Below are 16,578 nucleotides of genomic sequence, written 5' to 3'. Positions count from 1 at the left end.
ATAAACTCACACAGTTTCACATTTGCAGCCCATAATTTTTCGGGGTTGTCAGTTTCTCTCCTTACCCCACTTTATGCTCGGAGATCTTTGTTCTTGTGGGCGTGACTCGATTCTCCACTGAGGAGGGGAGATTCAGCATTTTTGGAGGTCATCTCACGTAACCTGGGACGCATGAGGCTCGACAATATAACCCGCCCCTTGCTGGCGTCCTTTTTCGCCGCGGTCGCGTGGAGCGTTTTAGGTGGGCTAATCTTGCCGGAGCCCAATCTCGCCTACGACGAAGGAATTGCGTCGTGGATCGTGTCCATGCTGGTCTCAGTAATGCTGGTCGGAGCAATAGCTGTTTTTGCCGGTGATCGTTCGTCGGTCCGGGGGATGACCAGCGCGCGGAGCATTGTCGCAGCAGCTACCGGCGCAGGAATTGCTGCGCTTGGCGATTTGGCATTCCTATTTCTCACCACGCCGCCCGATGGCCAGGACGGCCTGGTCGTCGCCTATGTCGTGTTCTTCTACATCCCGCTACTATTTATCGGCGGATGGGCCGCCAGTGCCACGATTAAACGGGTGTGTAGGTGGCGCCGGAAAGCGAAGAAAGAAAGAGAGACCTAGCTGGCGGCCGTGAGCTAGGCCTCTAAATTTGGAGTCGCCAGCGCCTGGTGCGTCCGGTTAAGGCCGACCATTGCAACCTGCCGGGTGCGGAGGGCGTTTTTTCGGGGGGGGCAGAGGCAGTTGTCGACACCTTCATCGGACGTGAATCGGAATCGACAAACCGCCTAGCCCCAAGTGGGCGGATTCTTAGAACAGGCCAGTCGGGTTCTCGTCGTAAGAGACGAGCATGCACTTGGTCTCCTGGTAGTGCTCGAGCATCATCAAGTGATTCTCGCGGCCGATACCGGACTGCTTGTAACCGCCGAAGGCTGCGTGAGCAGGGTAGCTGTGGTAGTTATTCACCCACACACGGCCAGCCTGGATGCCGCGGGCAGCGCGGTAGGCGTTATTCTGGTTGCGGCTCCACACGCCGGCGCCAAGACCGTAGATAGTGTCGTTGGCAATCTCGAGAGCCTCATCCAGAGTCTTGAAGGTTGTCACGGCCAGGACCGGGCCGAAAATCTCCTCGCGGAAGAAACGCATCGAGTTGTTGCCCCTAAAGATTGTCGGCTCGACGTAGTAGCCTCCCTCCAGCCCTTCGAGCTTGGCGACGTTGCCGCCGGTGAGAACCTCCGCGCCCTCCTTCGGCCCGGACTCCAAGTAGCCGGAGATTTTGTCCAGCTGCTCCTGGGAGGCCTGGGCGCCCATCTGTACCGACGTATCCAGCGGGTTGCCGGTCTTAATCTGCTTAACGCGCTCGACCGCGAGCTTCAGGAACTCATCAGCGATGTCTTCGTGGACCAGGGCTCGCGACGGGCAGGTGCAGACCTCGCCCTGGTTCAACGCGAACATGGCCAGGCCCTCAATGCACTTCTCGCGGAACGCATCGTCGGCGTCCATGACGTCGGGGAAGAAGATGGACGGGGACTTGCCGCCGAGCTCCAGCGTGATCGGAATAATCTTGTCGGACACTGCCTTGTTGATTAGCTGGCCCACGGCAGTCGATCCGGTGAACGCAATTTTGGAGATCCGGTCGCTTGCGGTCAGCGCAGCACCGGCCTCGGTGCCGAGGCCATTGACGATGTTGAGAACGCCGTCCGGAAGCAAATCGGCGATAATCTCGGTGAGCATGAGAATCGACGCGGGGGTCTGCTCTGCTGGCTTGAGTACGATGCAGTTGCCGGCGGCGAGGGCCGGGGCGATCTTCCATGCGGCCATCAGGAGGGGGAAGTTCCACGGGATAATCTGGCCGACGACGCCGAGTGGCTCGTGGAAGTGGTAGGCGACCGTGTTGTCGTCAATCTGTGAGATGCGCCCCTCCTGCGTGCGGGTGGCCCCGGCGAAGTAGCGGAAGTGGTCGATTGCGAGCGGGATGTCAGCGGCGAGGGTCTCGCGAATGGCCTTGCCGTTCTCCCAGGTCTCGGCGACGGCAATCTTCTCAAGGTTTTCCTCCAGACGGTCCGCGATGCGGTGGAGGATCAGCGCCCGCTCGGCCGCAGGAACCGAGGCCCAGGAGTCCTTCGCCTTGTGCGCGGCGTCGAGAGCGAGCTCAATGTCTTTCTCGTTAGACCGCGGAACCCGGCAGAAAACCTCGCCCGTAACCGGGGTGGAGTTGTCCATGTATTGCCCGTCTACTGGAGGTGTCCACTTACCATCGATGAAATTTTCGTACTGCTCCTTGTACGTGAAGATTGCATCGGGGGTGCCGGGGTTGGCGTAAACAGTCATGTAGACACGTCCTTTCTATAGGGAAACAACAAACGTATGAGCCAACTTTAAATTGTGACTCGTGTCATAATCAACACTTATTTTTTCATCGCTTTTGCGAGAGATGCGATTGCTGCCGACCCTAAATCTGCCCCGACGTCGCCGTGAGAAATTCCAAAATTGCCCGCACACGGCGGTTTTCCTCGCCGGGCTCCAGATGCAGCTTCATAAAGATGTTGGACACGTGTTTCGCCACCGCCGCCCCGGAAAGCACGAGGTCATCGGCAATCTGCTTATTGGACTTGCCGCGTGCCATCAGCTCGAGCACTTCGCGTTCGCGCGCCGTTAAACTGGCTAGCCCCGATTTGCCGGACTGCATCAATGCCGTCGCCACATCAGGGTCAATCACCACGCCACCACCTGCGACGACCTCGAGCGAACCCAAGAAGTCCAGCACCTGGCCAACGCGGTCTTTGAGCAGATACCCGGTCCCGCCACTCGAGCTGCTGCCACTTGAGCCGGCCCCAGTACCAACCCCAGCACCTCCCGGCGAGAACAACTCACGCGCATACGCCGGCGCCACATACTGCGACAGCACCATGACATTCAGCTGCGGATAACGCTCGCGCAGTTCCACTGCGGCCCGCAGGCCGTCGTCACTCATCTTCGGAGGCATGCGCACATCGGTAATCACCAGGTCTGGCAGCTCGCCCGAGTCGTCAAACCGGTCATCGATGTCCGCCACCAGACCGTGCGCAGTGTCGACCATCGCAATCACTTCATGTCCGCGCTTTTCGACGAGCCCCGCGACTCCTTCCCGCAGGAGTGCCGAGTCATCCGCAATGACAATTTTCATTATTTCGCCGCACCTTTCTTCTCCACGCTTTCCATATCCATGCCTTCTATTTCTCCAATGCCCGATTCCCAGCGATTTAGCATCAAGGGAATTCTGGCTATTACCTGCGTTGGCCCGCCTTCGGGAGAGTGCATGGTCATCGCACCGTCAAAAGTGGCCAGGCGCTCTTTCATGCCCCGCAATCCGCGCCCCAATTTTGCCCCACCTGGGCCTTGGTCCGTAATTGAAATATTCAGTGTTTGATCTGAGGTGAGCAGCACAGAAACAGGAGCATTCGGCGCATATTTTGCTGCATTTGTCAGCACTTCTGCACAGAAAAAATATGCCGCGGCGAGCACGCTTTCCTCCAATTCCGGCAGCGGATAGGGAGTGTGTACAACAACGTGAGGGCCATATCCTTCAGCAATTTCCTCAACAGCCGCTTGCAGTCCGCGATCGCGCAACACCTGCGGATGGATGCCATGGACTGTTCGCCGCAAGGCCCGCAGGCCATCCTCCAAATGGCCGCGCGTTTCCGACAGGAGCTGCATTAGTTCCTCATTGCCAGTATTGGAGGCCTCTAATTCCGCAAGTCCTAATTTCATTGAAGCCGCAACAATGTATTGCTGAGCTCCGTCGTGGAGGTCATTTTCAATGCGGCGACGTTCAATCTCAAAGGCTTCGGCAATTGTTCGTCGTGAAGCGGTAAGTTCGGCGATGCGGGCGGCGGCGGATTCCTCGTAGCTGCGTTTATGCGCTTTTTCGCGACGGTTCGCGCCGATATATTTGCGGAAATAATCCTTCAGCTCCATAGTTTCCCATGGTACGAAAGCTCTGTGTGCGGAGGAATTAATTTCCGGCATGGTAGACCTAGCACTACCGCAAAAGGAAAGTGGGCACGGTGTTGAAATCGCCTCCGTGCGAGTGAAATGAGTGCCATGACAGAGAACAACAGCCCCAGAAACGCACGACTTTGTATCCGCGACATCACCAAGTCCTACAATTCCGCTCCCGTTCTCACCGGCATTTCGCTGACCATTGAGCCCGGCGAAACGGTTGCAGTCATGGGACCGTCAGGTTCTGGTAAGTCCACGCTGCTGCACTGCATGTCCGGCGTTTTGCTACCGGACGACGGCGACGTCATCTTCGGTGACACAAAGATCAGTTCGCTTTCCGACGCCGACCGCTCCGCCCTCCGCCTGCACGACTTCGGCTTCGTTTTCCAAGATGGCCAGCTCCTTCCCGAGCTGACTGCCAGGGAAAACGTTGCTCTGCCAATGATTCTGCAGGGCAAGAAGCGCTCGAAGTCACTCGCGCTTGCCGACGATGTCCTCAACCGCCTGGGGCTCAAGGACCTCACGCGCCGTCGCCCAGGACAGATGTCCGGCGGTCAAGCACAACGTGTGGCAATTGCCCGCGCGATGGCCGGCGAGCCAGGTGTCATCTTCGCCGATGAGCCGACTGGCGCGCTGGACCAGTCCACAGGCCATGAGGTCATGCAGCAGCTCACCGCGTTGGTGGAGCAGACTGGCACGACATTGGTGATGGTCACGCACGATGTGAAGGTGGCCGACTGGTGTCGTCGACGTGTGGAGATCCGCGATGGCCTGATTCACGACGACCGCATGCTGGCAGGAGCGGAGGTTACAAAGTGAGCACCGTAACTGAAGCAACAAAACCCCAGAGAATTCCTACCGGCGCACTAGCGGACTTGAGCACGCGGCTGCAGCGCGCCGGGCGTGAATCCCATTCGGGAAACGGCTGGCTGTCCGCATTGTCCGTGGTGGCCATGACCGTGAGTACCTGGTTGGCGTTGGTCGTCGTCGGTGGCACGGCGATGTTTTACCGCCGTTGGCAGGCTGAGCCAAAGCTGCCGCCGAACCCAACACCCGAGGATTACATGAATCAAGGTCAGGGCGAGATGTACCTGCAGCTGGCACTCGTGGCCTGTGTTTTTGTGATTCCGGCAATGGTTTCGCTCGTGGCACAGTCGGCGGTGCTTGGCGCTGCAGGACGTGAGCAGCGATTGGCAACTCTGCGCTTGATTGGTCTGTCTAACGGGGCAGTTACGCGCATGGTGATTATCGAAACCCTCGTATTGGCAGCTGTAGGGCTTGTCGTGGGCACGTTGTTGTCGGTGGCCACTGCGCCATTCTGGGCGATAATCAAGTTCGACAATGACTACCTGGATACCTGGGACATGTTGCTGCCCTGGTGGGGCTACCCGCTGGTCTGGGTTGCCGTGGTGCTCCTCGCGCTCTATGCGGCTGTGGTTGGTTTGCGAAGGGTGATGATTTCACCACTCGGCGTTAGCCGCAAGGAAGTGCCCAAGTCGATGAAGGCTTGGCGCATGATTGTGGCCGTTGTTATCGGTGCGATCGTCCTATACGTGATTGCCAACTCCAATATCGCGGGTGGAACCGTCACTGCCACGCTTGGTGTCGCAGCGATGATGTACCTGATGGTCTGGGCAATTGGCCTGGTGGCGCCTTTCTTTATCCAGCTTGTTGCCCGCATCTCCAGCTTCTTCGGTACTTCAAGTGATTTTGTGGCGACGCGACGAGTCGCGACTAACGCTAAGGAATCGTGGCGTCGAGTAAGTTCCATGGCCTTCCTGTCTCTGCTGCTTGGCTACACAATGATGGTGCCTGGCGAAGACAAGATTGAAGAGGTTGCAGATGTCACATTCGCGCACGATATTGCAACCGGTGTGACTATCACTTTCGTAATCGGTTTCATTCTGTTGCTGGTGTCAACGCTTTTGACTCAGGCCTCAGCCGTCTATGAAGAGGCATCGCTGACAAAGGCGCTGGACTTCATCGGGACGCCAATCAGCTTCCACCGCACGGTCACTTTCAAGCAGACATTCTTTCCCATGCTTGCGACCAGCATCTTCGGCTTTGTTATGGGTGCGCTGTTGGGAGCCACCATGTTCGGCCCGATTGCGAACGAAATCACGTTTGGTCAACGCTCACTTGTTGTTGCGCTGGCGTACCTCGTGGGAGTTGTATCAGTTGGCGCTGTGACCTTGGCGGTTGATCCGCTTCGCCACAAGTTGCTGGGTCGACAGATTCGCCATAACGACTAGTCGCCATTAAAAGGGCAGTGGAGTGGCCGGGCAGTGGTGCTCGGTGCTCGGCCAGTTCCTTAGGGTTCAACTTGAGGATTAGAGCCTGTAACCAACTGTGGTTCATCTGATAACCAAGCATTCATCTCACAACCACGTAATTTCTACCTCTGACTTTTAGCCTGAGGGCATGCGTACCTACGTGCTTGATACCTCGGTCCTGCTGTCCGATCCCCACGCCACCAAGAAGTTCGATGAGCACCAAGTTGTGCTTCCGCTGGTCGTGGTGAGTGAGTTGGAGGCCAAGCGCCACCACCCAGAGCTGGGGTGGTTCGCCCGAGAAGCGCTCCGTTTCCTCGAAGAGCTGCGTTACCGCTACGGCCACCTGGACCGGCCTGTGCCCGCCAATGATCTTGGCGGGTTTATGCATATTGAGCTCAACCACTCCGATCCCTCCATCCTTCCCGCAGGCTTCCGCACCGCCGAAAACGATCACCGCATTCTCGCTTGCGCCCTTAATCTTCAGCACGATGGACATGATGTCGTGCTGGTCACCAAGGACATTCCGCTTCGCGTCAAGGCTGGTGCGGTCGGCTTGCCTGCCGACGATTACCGCGCCCAGGACGTCGTTCTGACTGGGTACTCGGGAATGGTGGAAGTAGACGTCGACCCGGAGGAAATTGATCGTCTCTTCGCCAATGGGTTCCTTGAGCTCGAGCAGATCCAGGATCAGCCGCTGCACTGCGGCGTGCAGCTCAGCGCTGGTAGCCAGTCTGCGCTGGCACGGGTGAGCGCCCCGGGCGTCGTCAAGCTTGTGCGGGGCGATACGGAGGCGTTTGGCCTGAAGGGGCGGTCGGCGGAGCAGCGTGTGGCGCTTGACCTGCTGTTGGATGACTCGGTGGGGATTGTGTCCCTCGGCGGCCGAGCCGGTACGGGTAAGTCGGCGCTTGCGCTGTGCGCGGGACTGGAGTCGGTGCTGGAGCGCGGACTGCATCGCCGGATTGTGGTGTTCCGTCCGCTCTACGCGGTAGGTGGTCAGAACCTTGGCTACCTGCCAGGTAGTGAGGACGAAAAGATGAACCCGTGGGCGCAGGCTGTTTACGACACCCTGGAGGGATTGGTTTCAGACAACGTGATGGATGAGATTGCCTCGCGCGACATGCTGGAGGTACTGCCACTGACACACATTCGCGGTCGTAGCCTGCATGACAGCTTCGTGATTGTCGATGAGGCACAGTCGCTGGAGCGCAACGTACTGCTGACGGTGCTGTCGCGTCTTGGTAGCAATTCCCGAGTCATCCTTACGCACGATGTGGCGCAGCGTGACAACCTGCGCGTCGGCCGCCATGACGGCGTGCAGGCGGTGATTGAAAAACTCAAGGGCAACGAGCTTTTTGCACACATCACGCTGAAGCGCTCGGAGCGCTCGAAGATTGCGGAGCTCGTTACGGGACTACTCGATTAAGAGTAAGCTTGTGAGGCAGATACGTAGGAGCTGTTCCTGCGGTTACTTTCACTCGGATCGTTCGGCACGTACCTGCCGATGAAAGGTTTGTATTCACATGGCTACTGTGACTTTTGCTGATGCCACTCGCATTTACCCTGGTGCGACGAAGCCTTCTGTGGACAAGTTCAACTTGGAAATTGCCGATGGCGAGTTCCTGGTTCTGGTGGGCCCCTCCGGTTGTGGTAAGTCCACAACACTGCGCATGCTTGCCGGTCTGGAAGAGGTCAATGAGGGCAAGATTTTCATTGGAGATCGTGATGTGACCAATGTCTCGCCCAAGGATCGCGATATTGCGATGGTCTTCCAGAACTACGCCCTGTACCCGCATATGACGGTGCGCGAGAACATGGGCTTCGCGCTCAAGATTGCTGGTGTGGACAAGGACGAGATTGACCGTCGTGTCGAAGAAGCTGCGAAGACCCTGGATCTAACTCAGTTCCTGGATCGTAAGCCTAAGGCTCTATCCGGTGGTCAGCGTCAGCGTGTGGCAATGGGGCGTGCGATTGTGCGCAAGCCGCAGGTGTTCCTGATGGACGAGCCGTTGTCGAACCTGGACGCGAAGCTGCGTGTTCAAACCCGTACTCAGATTGCGGCCATGCAGCGTCGGATGGGTGTGACCACCATGTATGTCACCCACGACCAGACTGAGGCGCTGACCATGGGCGACCGCATCGCGGTCATTAACTTCGGTGTTCTGCAGCAGGTCGGTACCCCGCGGGAACTCTACGAAACCCCGGCAAACGAATTCGTCGCGGGCTTCATTGGCTCGCCTGCGATGAACCTGGGCACGTTCAACGTCTCTAATGGTTACGCCACGTTGGGTGAGGCCAAGATTAAGCTGCCGGAAGCCACACTTGCTGCAATCGTGCCGGAGGATCAGAACCAGATTATCGTGGGCTTCCGTCCGGAGGCATTCGACCTGGTCGAGGGGCCGGGCGATGACGTCATTCCGGTGCAGGTTAACTTGGTCGAGGAATTGGGCTCCGATGCATTCATGTATGGCGATCTCGTCGGTGGCGGAGCATTGAGCTCCGGATCTTCCTCTAACCCGGACGAAGAGGAACACGGTCAGGTGGTTATTCGTACCGCCCCGCGCACCGCGCCGCAGTTGGGCTCGGTAGTTTACGGCAAGATTCGTCCGGGCATGCTGCACCTGTTCTCGAAGTCGACTGGTATGCGCCTTCCGGCCTAAACTCTTTCGTTTAGATGAAATGAGTAGCTGGTAGGGCAGTGGGACAGTAAGACAGTTTTAGGAGCCACCGTGTCGGAAACTATGAAAATAGCCGCGACAACGGTGGCTTCAAAGCTTTTGCGCCTTCCTTGGCATATACCTCTGGAACAGTGGCCAGACGATTTGTTGGCCGCCCTACCTCAGGGAATTTCGCGGCACATTGTTCGATTCGTCAACTTGGATGACCGCGTCATTGCAGTGAAAGAAATTGGTGAGTTCACTGCTCATCATGAGTATCGAATGCTGCGTGACCTGGTCAGGCTCGGTGCTCCATCGGTTCGCCCGCTCGCGGTCATTACTGGCCGCAAGGATCCAGATGGCGAACCGTTAACTGCGGCACTCGTCACAGAACATCTCGAGTATTCGCTGCCGTATCGTGCAGTTTTTTCTCAACAGGTCACCCGCGAAACTGTGGTCCGCCTGATTGACTCGCTGGTAGTCCTGCTAGTTCGGTTACATCTCCTTGGTTTTTACTGGGGCGACGTGTCGCTGTCGAACACGTTGTTTCGTCGTGACGCAGACGCTTTCTCCGCCTACCTTGTCGACGCGGAAACGGGAGATTTGCAAGGCACACTCTCAGATTCCCGCAGGCTTTACGACGTTGACGTTGCCCATACCAACATCATCGGAGAGCTCATGGATCTGCAGGCCGGCGGATTCCTCGATCCTGAGTTGGACGTAATTGCGGTGGGTAGGCGCATTATTGAGCGTTATGAGGACCTGTGGCAAGAGCTGACGGGGGAAGAATCTATTGGTGTTGAGGAGCCTTGGCTTGTCGATGAGCGGATTCGCAGGCTCAACGACCTCGGTTTCGATGTTGGCGAGCTGAAAGTCACCAGTGATGGTGGCCGCGTTGTGTTCCGACCACGAGTGGTTGACGCAGGGCATCACCATAGGCAGTTAATGCGACTGACGGGGTTGGATGTTCAAGAACGGCAAGCGAGGCGGATGCTCAATAGTATGCAGACCTTTCGGTTGGCGGAAGGTCTTGAAGGGGTTCCGCTAGAGCAGGTTGCGCACCGATGGCTGCGTGAAGTTTTCGAGGCCACAATCCTGGCTGTGCCCGAGGGGCTGCGTGGAAGGCTGCAGGATGCGCAGGTTTTCCACGAGGTCTTGGAGCATCGCTGGTACATGGCAGAAAAACGCCGTGCGGATGTGCCGCTTCAAGAAGCGGTGCAGAGCTACGTAGACCGAGTGTTGCCCGGGCATCGCGACGAGTCCGTATATCTTCCGGCGAGCGATGAGGTCGAGTAGCTCTCTAGAAGCAGACTGTCGAGCGTACGATTATTTCAAAAGTGACAAGTAAACGACTCGCCAGGATATTATAAAAATATACATTCACGCCAAACAGGGGTGCTTTTGGTGGTCGGGTGGTTGTCGGGTCTGCGTGTGATTGTCGCGGCCAGGTGCTTACTTTGGTGCCGGTAGGCGGCTCTGTTCAGCGAAAACAGCTCGAAAACAGCTCAAATTCTAGGTGTGCTTTCGAGAGCTTTTGCTATTTTTCTCCTTTGCATTTGTTCACAGCTGGCTGAAGGCCAACCTAAATTGGTTTTGGTCAAGTAAGATTTTGGTGAGACCGAATACCCGCGTGGGTGGCGTCGAAGTTCGCATGAAAGGCTACTTCTAGCCGCAGGGCGGGATAATCCAATTAGGCCACGGCTGCTGGCAAATATTCGTCCGAATTGCTCGGAGGATGCCATTGAAGTGGCCTTTCTTCTCAAGGGAGAAAATATAGTGAAGAACTTCAAGCGCCTTTCAGCTCTGTGTGCAGCAGGCCTGATGGCAACCGCTGGTTTGGTTGCGTGCTCGAGTGATGATGCGGTTGCAGATGGTGGTGTCTACTTCCTTAACTTCAAGCCGGAGCAGGATGCCGCATATCAGAAGATTGCGAAGGCATACACTGACAAGACTGGTGTCCAGGTCAAGGTCGTTACTGCTGCTTCGAATTCCTATGAGCAAACTCTGAAGGCCGAGATTGGTAAAAAGGACGCGCCAACACTGTTCCAAGTCAATGGTCCGGCGGGCCTGCGTACTTGGCAGGAATACATGGCAGACATGTCTGACACTGAGATCGCACAAAACCTCAACGAGGGCATCGAGCCGCTGAAGGGCGAGGACGGCAAGGTATACGGCGTCCCGTTTGCAGTCGAGGGGTTTGGCCTGATCTATAACGAAGAGATCATGGACAAGTACTTCGCGCTGCCCGATGCCAAGGCCAAGAGCATCGACGAGATTAAGGCCTTCGGAAAGCTGAAGGAAGTTGCTGAGGACATGCAGGCCAAGAAGGACAAGCTGGGGATTTCCGGCACCTTCGCTTCCACCTCGCTTGCATCCGGTGAGGATTGGCGCTGGCAGACACACTTGGCCAACGGACCGGTTCATTATGAATTCGAGGACCTTGGCACCAAGGAAACCGCTGATGTGAAGTTCAAGTACAACAAGGAGTTCAAGAACCTCTTTGATCTGTACCTGAATAACTCCACTGTCGAAAAGACTCTGGCCCCGTCGAAGGCTGTGTCCGACTCGATGGCGGAATTCGCCCAGGGCAAGGCCGCTATGGTTCAGAATGGCAACTGGGCATGGTCCCAGATCAACGATGTCTCCGGCAACGTGGTCAAGCAGGACAAGATTAAGTTCATGCCTATGTACATGGGCCTGAAGGACGAGGATAAGACCGGCATCTCGGTTGGTACTGAGAACTACCTGACGGTCAACTCCAAGGCTTCGGAGGCTTCCCAAAAGGCAACGAAGGACTTCGTCAATTGGCTGTTCAACACCGATGAGGGCAAGAAGTACGTCGTCGAGGATCTCGGATTCATCGCTCCGTTCCAGAACTTCACTGAAGCCGACACTCCGAATGACCCGCTGGCCAAGGAAGTGGCCGCAGCAATTGAGAACGAGGACCTGACCACCATCCCGTGGGACTTCCAGTACTTCCCGTCGCAGCAGTTCAAGGATGATTTTGGCGCAGCGCTGGCGCAGTACGCTTCCGGAAAGATGCCGTGGGACAAGGTTGTCGAGACTTTCGCCGACAGCTGGAATGCGGAATCTCCGAACAATTAAATACCAGCAAATCAATGGTGATCCATTCCATCGGTGAGTGTGAAGCGAAAGCTTCTCGCGCATGAACAACCGACGGAATGAGTTCATCCAATGGCAAGGCGGAGCTCGGGGCTCGGTGACCTGTTAAACCGGTCTCGAGGCACCGGGCTCCGCCTTTAGCTTTAGGAGCGGTGTTGTAGATGCAAGCAACATTGAAAAAGTATTTCCCAATTTTCGTGCTACCCACGCTGATTGCCTTTGCAATCGCGTTCCTGGTGCCGTTCGTTATCGGTTTCTTCCTATCATTTACTGACTTCACAACCATCACTAATGCGCAGTGGGTTGGTATCGAGAACTACCAGAAGGCCTTTAGTGAGCGCGAGGGCTTCGTCGCCTCCTTCGGATTCACTCTCATGGTGGTTGTTGTTTCCATCATTACTGTGAACTTGTTCGCGTTCTGGATCGCATGGATTCTGACGCGCAAGCTGAAGGGCACGAACTTCTTCCGCACAGTCTTCTTCATGCCGAACCTTATCGGTGGCATCGTGCTCGGTTATACCTGGCAGTCGATGATTAACGCCGTGCTGGCATCGTACGGTACGACGATTGTGTCCGACTGGAAGTTCGGTTACGCCGGTCTGATCATCCTCATCAACTGGCAGCTGGTCGGTTACATGATGATTATCTATATTGCCGGTCTGCAGAATGTCCCACCGGAGCTCATCGAAGCTGCGGAGATTGATGGCGCCGGACGCTGGGAGATTCTGCGGCACGTTACTATCCCGATGGTCATGCCATCGATTACCATTTGCCTCTTCTTGACTCTGTCGAACACTTTCAAACTCTTCGATCAAAACTTGGCCCTGACCAATGGTGCGCCGGGTTCAGAGACAGAAATGGTTGCTCTGAACATCGTCAACACCATGTTCAACCGAATTGGTGTGGAGGGCGTTGGTCAAGCCAAGGCAGTAATATTCGTCGTCGTGGTCGTAGCGATCGCGATGCTGCAGCTGCGTGCTACTCGCAGCAAGGAAGTGGAGGCATAAATGTCTGTCGACGCTGCAATGACCACTGAAACGGCCACCAAGCTCCCCAAGGCCAAGCCCGCTAAGCAGGACGAGGCCAAGGTGGGAGGCGTATCTAAGGTCATCATCTACGCGATTCTGGTGTTTTTGACCGTCGTGTTCTTGGGGCCAATCGCGTTCATTATCTTCAACTCGTTCAAGTCCAAGTTCGCAATTTCAGATAACCCCTTCCAGCTGCCACTAGGTGACATGTGGGTCGGGTTCGAAAACTACGCCGTCGGCCTGATGAAGGAGGGCTTCGGCTGGGCGATCGTGTGGTCCTTTGTCATCACGATCCTCTCGGTTATTGCGATTGTGTTCTTCTCTGCGATGACGGCTTACTACATCACGCGAGTGAAGACGTGGTGGACCTCGCTGCTGTATTACCTGTTTGTGTTCTCGATGGTCATCCCGTTCCAGATGGTGATGTTCCCGACCGTCAAGATCGCCGACATGCTGCATTTGAACAACCCAATCGGCATCGTGGTTCTCTACTTGGGCTTTGGCTCCGGCTTGTCGGTCTTCATGTTTGCCGGCTTCATCAAGTCCATCCCGATTGACATCGAGGAAGCCGCGATGATTGATGGCGCATCTCCGATGCAGAACTACTTCCGCATCGTTTTGCCCATGCTCAAGCCGACTGCAGTGACTGTCGCCATTCTGAACGCTATGTGGGTATGGAACGACTACCTGCTGCCGTACCTGGTCATTGGCCTGTCTACTAAGTACAAGACCATCCCGGTTGTCGTGCAGAGCTTCGTTGGCTCCAACGGTAACCGTGACCTTGGCGCGATGATGGCAATGCTGGTGCTCGCAATCATTCCGATTGTGATTTTCTACGTCGCCACCCAGAAGCACATTATCGAGGGTGTTGCTGCGGGTGCCGTTAAGGGATAGCTGCCTAAGCGTTAGCGCATAGGACGCCAAGCACCGCGTTTTACGAAAGCGAAAGCCTCAACCGCGTAGGTTGAGGCTTTCGTCTGTTAATCAGCCTTTATTAGGATATGAACCCGTGGATAGATTTTTCAGCACCGATACAAAGCTCTACGCAGCCTGGTCGCTGTTAGCAGACCTTGTAATCATCAACCTGCTGATGATCGTCGCATCCATCCCGATAGTCACTGCAGGCGCCGCAACTCGCGCTGGAGTAGTAGTCGCTCGCGACATGGTCCGTGACGAAGGCTCAAGGCCCGTACGGCGCTTCTTGCGCGCACTGTTGGACAATTGGCGCACACCAACCGTGTGGTGGCTATTCACCTTGGTTCTCGCCAGTGGCATTGGCTATGAGTTTTACGTTATCTCCCGCGCGGACCTCGGCACTGTCGGCCTGATCTTCGCCGCAGGAGTTACCTCCGGGGCGCTAATACTGCTGGGAATTACCGCGTGGGTCTACTCGCTGTGCTCGCTTTCCGACGGTCACTCGTCGCTCCGCCGAACCCTGGCAACGGCCACCAGCATGACCGTCAAAAACCTGCCGCGGACTGCGCTCGCAGTATTGGCGCTTCTCATCGTGCCCGCGGCCATATTCTTTTTCCCGGCGAAAATCTACGCGATTGCTACCTATGTCTTCCTCATCGGGTACGCGTTGAGTTGGTACTTGGTGATGCTGGCGCTTGAGCCCGTTCTGCCAGACAATGCTGGGTAGGTTCTCCCGCTGGCCCCACTGGCCCGGCTGGCACTGACTTAATCGGTGCCAGCTCGCACACCAGGCCGCTGACGACCCTTAGCCCGCGTACTCTTTCACAGGGGGAAAATCCTCCGCCTCGACCATCTCCAGCAGTTTTTCGCGACGTGCAAAAGCGGAGCATGCGCCGACCGCCTGTACAGCTGCTGCGCCTGCTGCGGTGGCCAGGGGGACGGCGTCGTAAAGCGAGGTGCCCTTAGCCAGTTCCGCGGTGAGCGTGCCGACGAACGCATCACCGGAGCCAGTGCCGTCGACAATCTTCTCCTCTGGCAGCTTGAGCGCGGGGTGCTCGTAGATTGTCGGCTCGTCGTCGAGACCGTCGGAGTGCTGTGCGAAGAGACAGCCGTGGTCGCCCCGGAGCATGACGACACTGGGGCAGTACTGCAGAAGCGCCTCGAGCTGTGCGCGGTAGTCGGTAGCGCGGATTCCTTCGGCGATGTCCAGGCGACGGATTGTTTCCCAGGCGCCCTTCATGTTGACGATCAGCGGATCTGCATGGTCAATCAGGGCAGGTGTAACGGTTACGACCGGATTGAGGTTCAGCACCAGTCGCGCGCTGTACATGGATGCGACGGACGCGATGGCCTCAGTTGCTTCCGGAAGGAGCTCGCCCTGCGCGAGCACGACATCCGCTGATGCGAACTCGTCGACGAAATCGGTGGGGTCGGTTAGCGCATCGGCACCGCGCTGGACAAAAATCACCGGGCGACCCTTGCGGTTCGTTGCGACGAAAGCGCTGCCGGTCGGCAAATCCCAGGACGTCTGAATGGAGTGGACATCTACGCCGTGTGCGTTGAGTTCCTCGACCACGAAATCCGCTGCGCGGTCCTCACCAACCGTACCGGCCATGATCGCACGGACGCCGTCATAAGCGATAGCAACGGCCTGGTTAGCGCCCTTGCCGCCCAGCATATTCGTGCCGTCATCAACGATGAGCGTGCCACCTTCTGCGGGGACACTATCGACCTGTACCAAGGTATCTAGGTGGATAGATCCACATACAACAACTGTTGGATTCTCATTCAGGTCAGGAATCGGCTGCATAAAAATAAAGGATAGTCGGGAATTCAAATCCGTGTTGGCGGCCCGAGTTTACAGCCGTCAGAGCCCGCGAATCGATGCCCTACAATCGATGGCTATGGCAAAACTGTACTTCCGCTACGGAACCATGAACAGCGGAAAATCCATCGAGGTCCTCCGCGTCGCCCACAACTACCGCGAGCGCGATATGCGGCCGTTGATCGCCAAGCCGGCCGTGGATACTTTGGCTGACGGCGACGTGCACTCCCGCATCGGAATCGCGGAACGCGCGCACCTCATCCACGATGGCGATGACCTCTCCTCGCTTGCCGACGGCTACGATTGTCTAATCATCGATGAGGCACAGTTTCTTACCCCTGACCAGGTCGATCAGTTGCTGGGAATTACCCTTCGCGGTACTCCGGTGCTCTGCTACGGTCTGCGTACCGACTTTCGCACGCATGCCTTCCCAGGCTCCCAGCGCTTGCTCGAAGTTGCCCACACCATTGAGGAAATCAAGACAATTTGCACCTGTGGGCAGAAGGCCATCTTTACTGCACGGTTGAATCCGGACGGCAGCATTATCCTCGACGGCGAAACCGTGGAAATTGAGGCACTCGAAGCGCCGAAGTACATCTCCCTATGCGCCAGCTGCTACAACCGGATGTCGGGTAAATGGGCGTGAGTAGAGCCCAGAGTTTTTAGTGCCCCCACCAGGGCTCGAACCTGGGACAAAAGGATTATGAGTCCTCTGCTCTAACCGACTGAGCTATAGGGGCAAGGATTGGGCATTGTGAAGTGACAATTAAGCACTATGAACCAGTGCCCAAAAC

The 16,578-nt window shown here is 56.6% G+C and carries 15 protein-coding genes and 1 tRNA gene; 11 read left to right on the top strand and 5 right to left on the bottom strand.

Features of this window, described 5'->3' with window-relative positions; genetic code table 11:
* Positions 1–171: 171 nt before the first annotated feature.
* Positions 172–609: a hypothetical protein gene (locus HMPREF2751_RS05725; RefSeq protein ID WP_049189609.1), complete on the top strand. Its 438-nt coding sequence runs from the start codon at positions 172–174 to the stop codon at positions 607–609.
* Between the two features lie 186 nt (positions 610–795).
* Here the strand turns inward: HMPREF2751_RS05725 and HMPREF2751_RS05720 are convergent, their stop codons facing one another.
* The 3 genes from HMPREF2751_RS05720 to HMPREF2751_RS05710 form a co-directional block, all read right to left on the bottom strand.
* On the bottom strand, positions 796–2,316 hold the full coding sequence (locus HMPREF2751_RS05720) for an acetaldehyde dehydrogenase ExaC (protein ID WP_049170136.1): 1,521 nt from the start codon (positions 2,314–2,316) through the stop codon (positions 796–798).
* Positions 2,317–2,437: 121 nt separating this feature from the next.
* Entirely contained in the window at positions 2,438–3,151 is a 714-nt protein-coding gene (locus tag HMPREF2751_RS05715; RefSeq protein WP_049170138.1) for a LuxR C-terminal-related transcriptional regulator, read from the bottom strand.
* The gene (locus HMPREF2751_RS05710; RefSeq protein ID WP_083301589.1) at positions 3,151–3,942 is read right to left on the bottom strand and encodes a sensor histidine kinase; all 792 of its coding nucleotides are present in this window, start codon (positions 3,940–3,942) and stop codon (positions 3,151–3,153) included. Before HMPREF2751_RS05710 ends, HMPREF2751_RS05715 begins: the two co-directional genes overlap by 1 nt.
* 117 nt (positions 3,943–4,059) lie before the next feature.
* Between HMPREF2751_RS05710 and HMPREF2751_RS05705 the strand changes: the two genes are divergently transcribed.
* From HMPREF2751_RS05705 to HMPREF2751_RS05665, 9 genes are all read left to right on the top strand, one after another.
* Positions 4,060–4,785, top strand: coding sequence for an ABC transporter ATP-binding protein (locus tag HMPREF2751_RS05705; protein WP_070546206.1), 726 nt, complete (start codon positions 4,060–4,062; stop codon positions 4,783–4,785).
* Entirely contained in the window at positions 4,782–6,218 is a 1,437-nt protein-coding gene (locus tag HMPREF2751_RS05700; protein ID WP_070546208.1) for an FtsX-like permease family protein, read from the top strand. Before HMPREF2751_RS05705 ends, HMPREF2751_RS05700 begins: the two co-directional genes overlap by 4 nt.
* A gap of 169 nt (positions 6,219–6,387) precedes the next feature.
* Positions 6,388–7,662 carry a PhoH family protein gene (locus HMPREF2751_RS05695; RefSeq protein ID WP_042388806.1) on the top strand — a complete coding sequence of 425 codons (1,275 nt, stop codon included), beginning with the start codon at positions 6,388–6,390 and terminating at the stop codon, positions 7,660–7,662.
* Between the two features lie 97 nt (positions 7,663–7,759).
* Positions 7,760–8,896 carry an ABC transporter ATP-binding protein gene (locus HMPREF2751_RS05690; protein ID WP_069359226.1) on the top strand — a complete coding sequence of 379 codons (1,137 nt, stop codon included), beginning with the start codon at positions 7,760–7,762 and terminating at the stop codon, positions 8,894–8,896.
* Positions 8,897–8,977: 81 nt separating this feature from the next.
* The gene (locus tag HMPREF2751_RS05685) at positions 8,978–10,189 is read left to right on the top strand and encodes a DUF4032 domain-containing protein (protein WP_172620277.1); all 1,212 of its coding nucleotides are present in this window, start codon (positions 8,978–8,980) and stop codon (positions 10,187–10,189) included.
* A gap of 525 nt (positions 10,190–10,714) precedes the next feature.
* Positions 10,715–11,998, top strand: coding sequence for an ABC transporter substrate-binding protein (locus HMPREF2751_RS05680; protein ID WP_088611979.1), 1,284 nt, complete (start codon positions 10,715–10,717; stop codon positions 11,996–11,998).
* Positions 11,999–12,177: 179 nt separating this feature from the next.
* A complete protein-coding gene (locus HMPREF2751_RS05675) occupies positions 12,178–13,023 on the top strand; it encodes a carbohydrate ABC transporter permease (protein WP_016423090.1) in 846 nt (281 codons plus the stop codon).
* Positions 13,024–13,041: 18 nt separating this feature from the next.
* Positions 13,042–13,938, top strand: a complete 897-nt coding sequence (locus HMPREF2751_RS05670; protein ID WP_042389412.1) for a carbohydrate ABC transporter permease — start codon at positions 13,042–13,044, stop codon at positions 13,936–13,938.
* Between the two features lie 115 nt (positions 13,939–14,053).
* Complete coding sequence (locus tag HMPREF2751_RS05665) at positions 14,054–14,686, top strand: MusI family membrane protein (protein WP_070595656.1); 633 nt, start codon at positions 14,054–14,056, stop codon at positions 14,684–14,686.
* Between the two features lie 78 nt (positions 14,687–14,764).
* Here HMPREF2751_RS05665 and HMPREF2751_RS05660 read toward each other — a convergent pair whose 3' ends face one another.
* Positions 14,765–15,769 (bottom strand): PfkB family carbohydrate kinase, encoded by a 1,005-nt coding sequence (locus tag HMPREF2751_RS05660; RefSeq protein ID WP_069359224.1) that lies wholly within the window; start codon positions 15,767–15,769, stop codon positions 14,765–14,767.
* A 94-nt stretch (positions 15,770–15,863) separates the two neighbouring features.
* Here HMPREF2751_RS05660 and HMPREF2751_RS05655 point away from each other — a divergent pair, with 94 nt between their 5' ends.
* Entirely contained in the window at positions 15,864–16,430 is a 567-nt protein-coding gene (locus HMPREF2751_RS05655; RefSeq protein WP_048732776.1) for a thymidine kinase, read from the top strand.
* A gap of 20 nt (positions 16,431–16,450) precedes the next feature.
* Here HMPREF2751_RS05655 and HMPREF2751_RS05650 read toward each other — a convergent pair.
* A tRNA-Ile gene (locus HMPREF2751_RS05650) sits at positions 16,451–16,524 on the bottom strand.
* Between the last annotated feature and the right edge of the window lie 54 nt (positions 16,525–16,578).

The sequence above is a fragment of the Corynebacterium sp. HMSC063G05 genome (assembly GCF_001810555.1).
GTDB classification, from domain to species: Bacteria; Actinomycetota; Actinomycetes; order Mycobacteriales; family Mycobacteriaceae; genus Corynebacterium; species Corynebacterium jeikeium_D.
This window is presented reverse-complemented; position numbering and strand designations above follow the sequence as displayed.

Excerpts from the sequence above, each read along its gene's own strand:
- HMPREF2751_RS05725 (WP_049189609.1), top strand. The coding sequence starts at position 172 with ATGAGGCTCGACAATATAACCCGCCCCTTGCTGGCGTCCTTTTTCGCC.
- HMPREF2751_RS05720 (WP_049170136.1), bottom strand. The coding sequence starts at position 2,316 with ATGACTGTTTACGCCAACCCCGGCACCCCCGATGCAATCTTCACGTAC.
- HMPREF2751_RS05715 (WP_049170138.1), bottom strand. The coding sequence starts at position 3,151 with ATGAAAATTGTCATTGCGGATGACTCGGCACTCCTGCGGGAAGGAGTC.
- HMPREF2751_RS05710 (WP_083301589.1), bottom strand. The coding sequence starts at position 3,942 with ATGGAGCTGAAGGATTATTTCCGCAAATATATCGGCGCGAACCGTCGC.
- HMPREF2751_RS05705 (WP_070546206.1), top strand. The coding sequence starts at position 4,060 with ATGAGTGCCATGACAGAGAACAACAGCCCCAGAAACGCACGACTTTGT.
- HMPREF2751_RS05695 (WP_042388806.1), top strand. The coding sequence starts at position 6,388 with ATGCGTACCTACGTGCTTGATACCTCGGTCCTGCTGTCCGATCCCCAC.
- HMPREF2751_RS05690 (WP_069359226.1), top strand. The coding sequence starts at position 7,760 with ATGGCTACTGTGACTTTTGCTGATGCCACTCGCATTTACCCTGGTGCG.
- HMPREF2751_RS05685 (WP_172620277.1), top strand. The coding sequence starts at position 8,978 with ATGAAAATAGCCGCGACAACGGTGGCTTCAAAGCTTTTGCGCCTTCCT.
- HMPREF2751_RS05680 (WP_088611979.1), top strand. The coding sequence starts at position 10,715 with ATGGCAACCGCTGGTTTGGTTGCGTGCTCGAGTGATGATGCGGTTGCA.
- HMPREF2751_RS05675 (WP_016423090.1), top strand. The coding sequence starts at position 12,178 with ATGCAAGCAACATTGAAAAAGTATTTCCCAATTTTCGTGCTACCCACG.
- HMPREF2751_RS05670 (WP_042389412.1), top strand. The coding sequence starts at position 13,042 with ATGACCACTGAAACGGCCACCAAGCTCCCCAAGGCCAAGCCCGCTAAG.
- HMPREF2751_RS05660 (WP_069359224.1), bottom strand. The coding sequence starts at position 15,769 with ATGCAGCCGATTCCTGACCTGAATGAGAATCCAACAGTTGTTGTATGT.
- HMPREF2751_RS05655 (WP_048732776.1), top strand. The coding sequence starts at position 15,864 with ATGGCAAAACTGTACTTCCGCTACGGAACCATGAACAGCGGAAAATCC.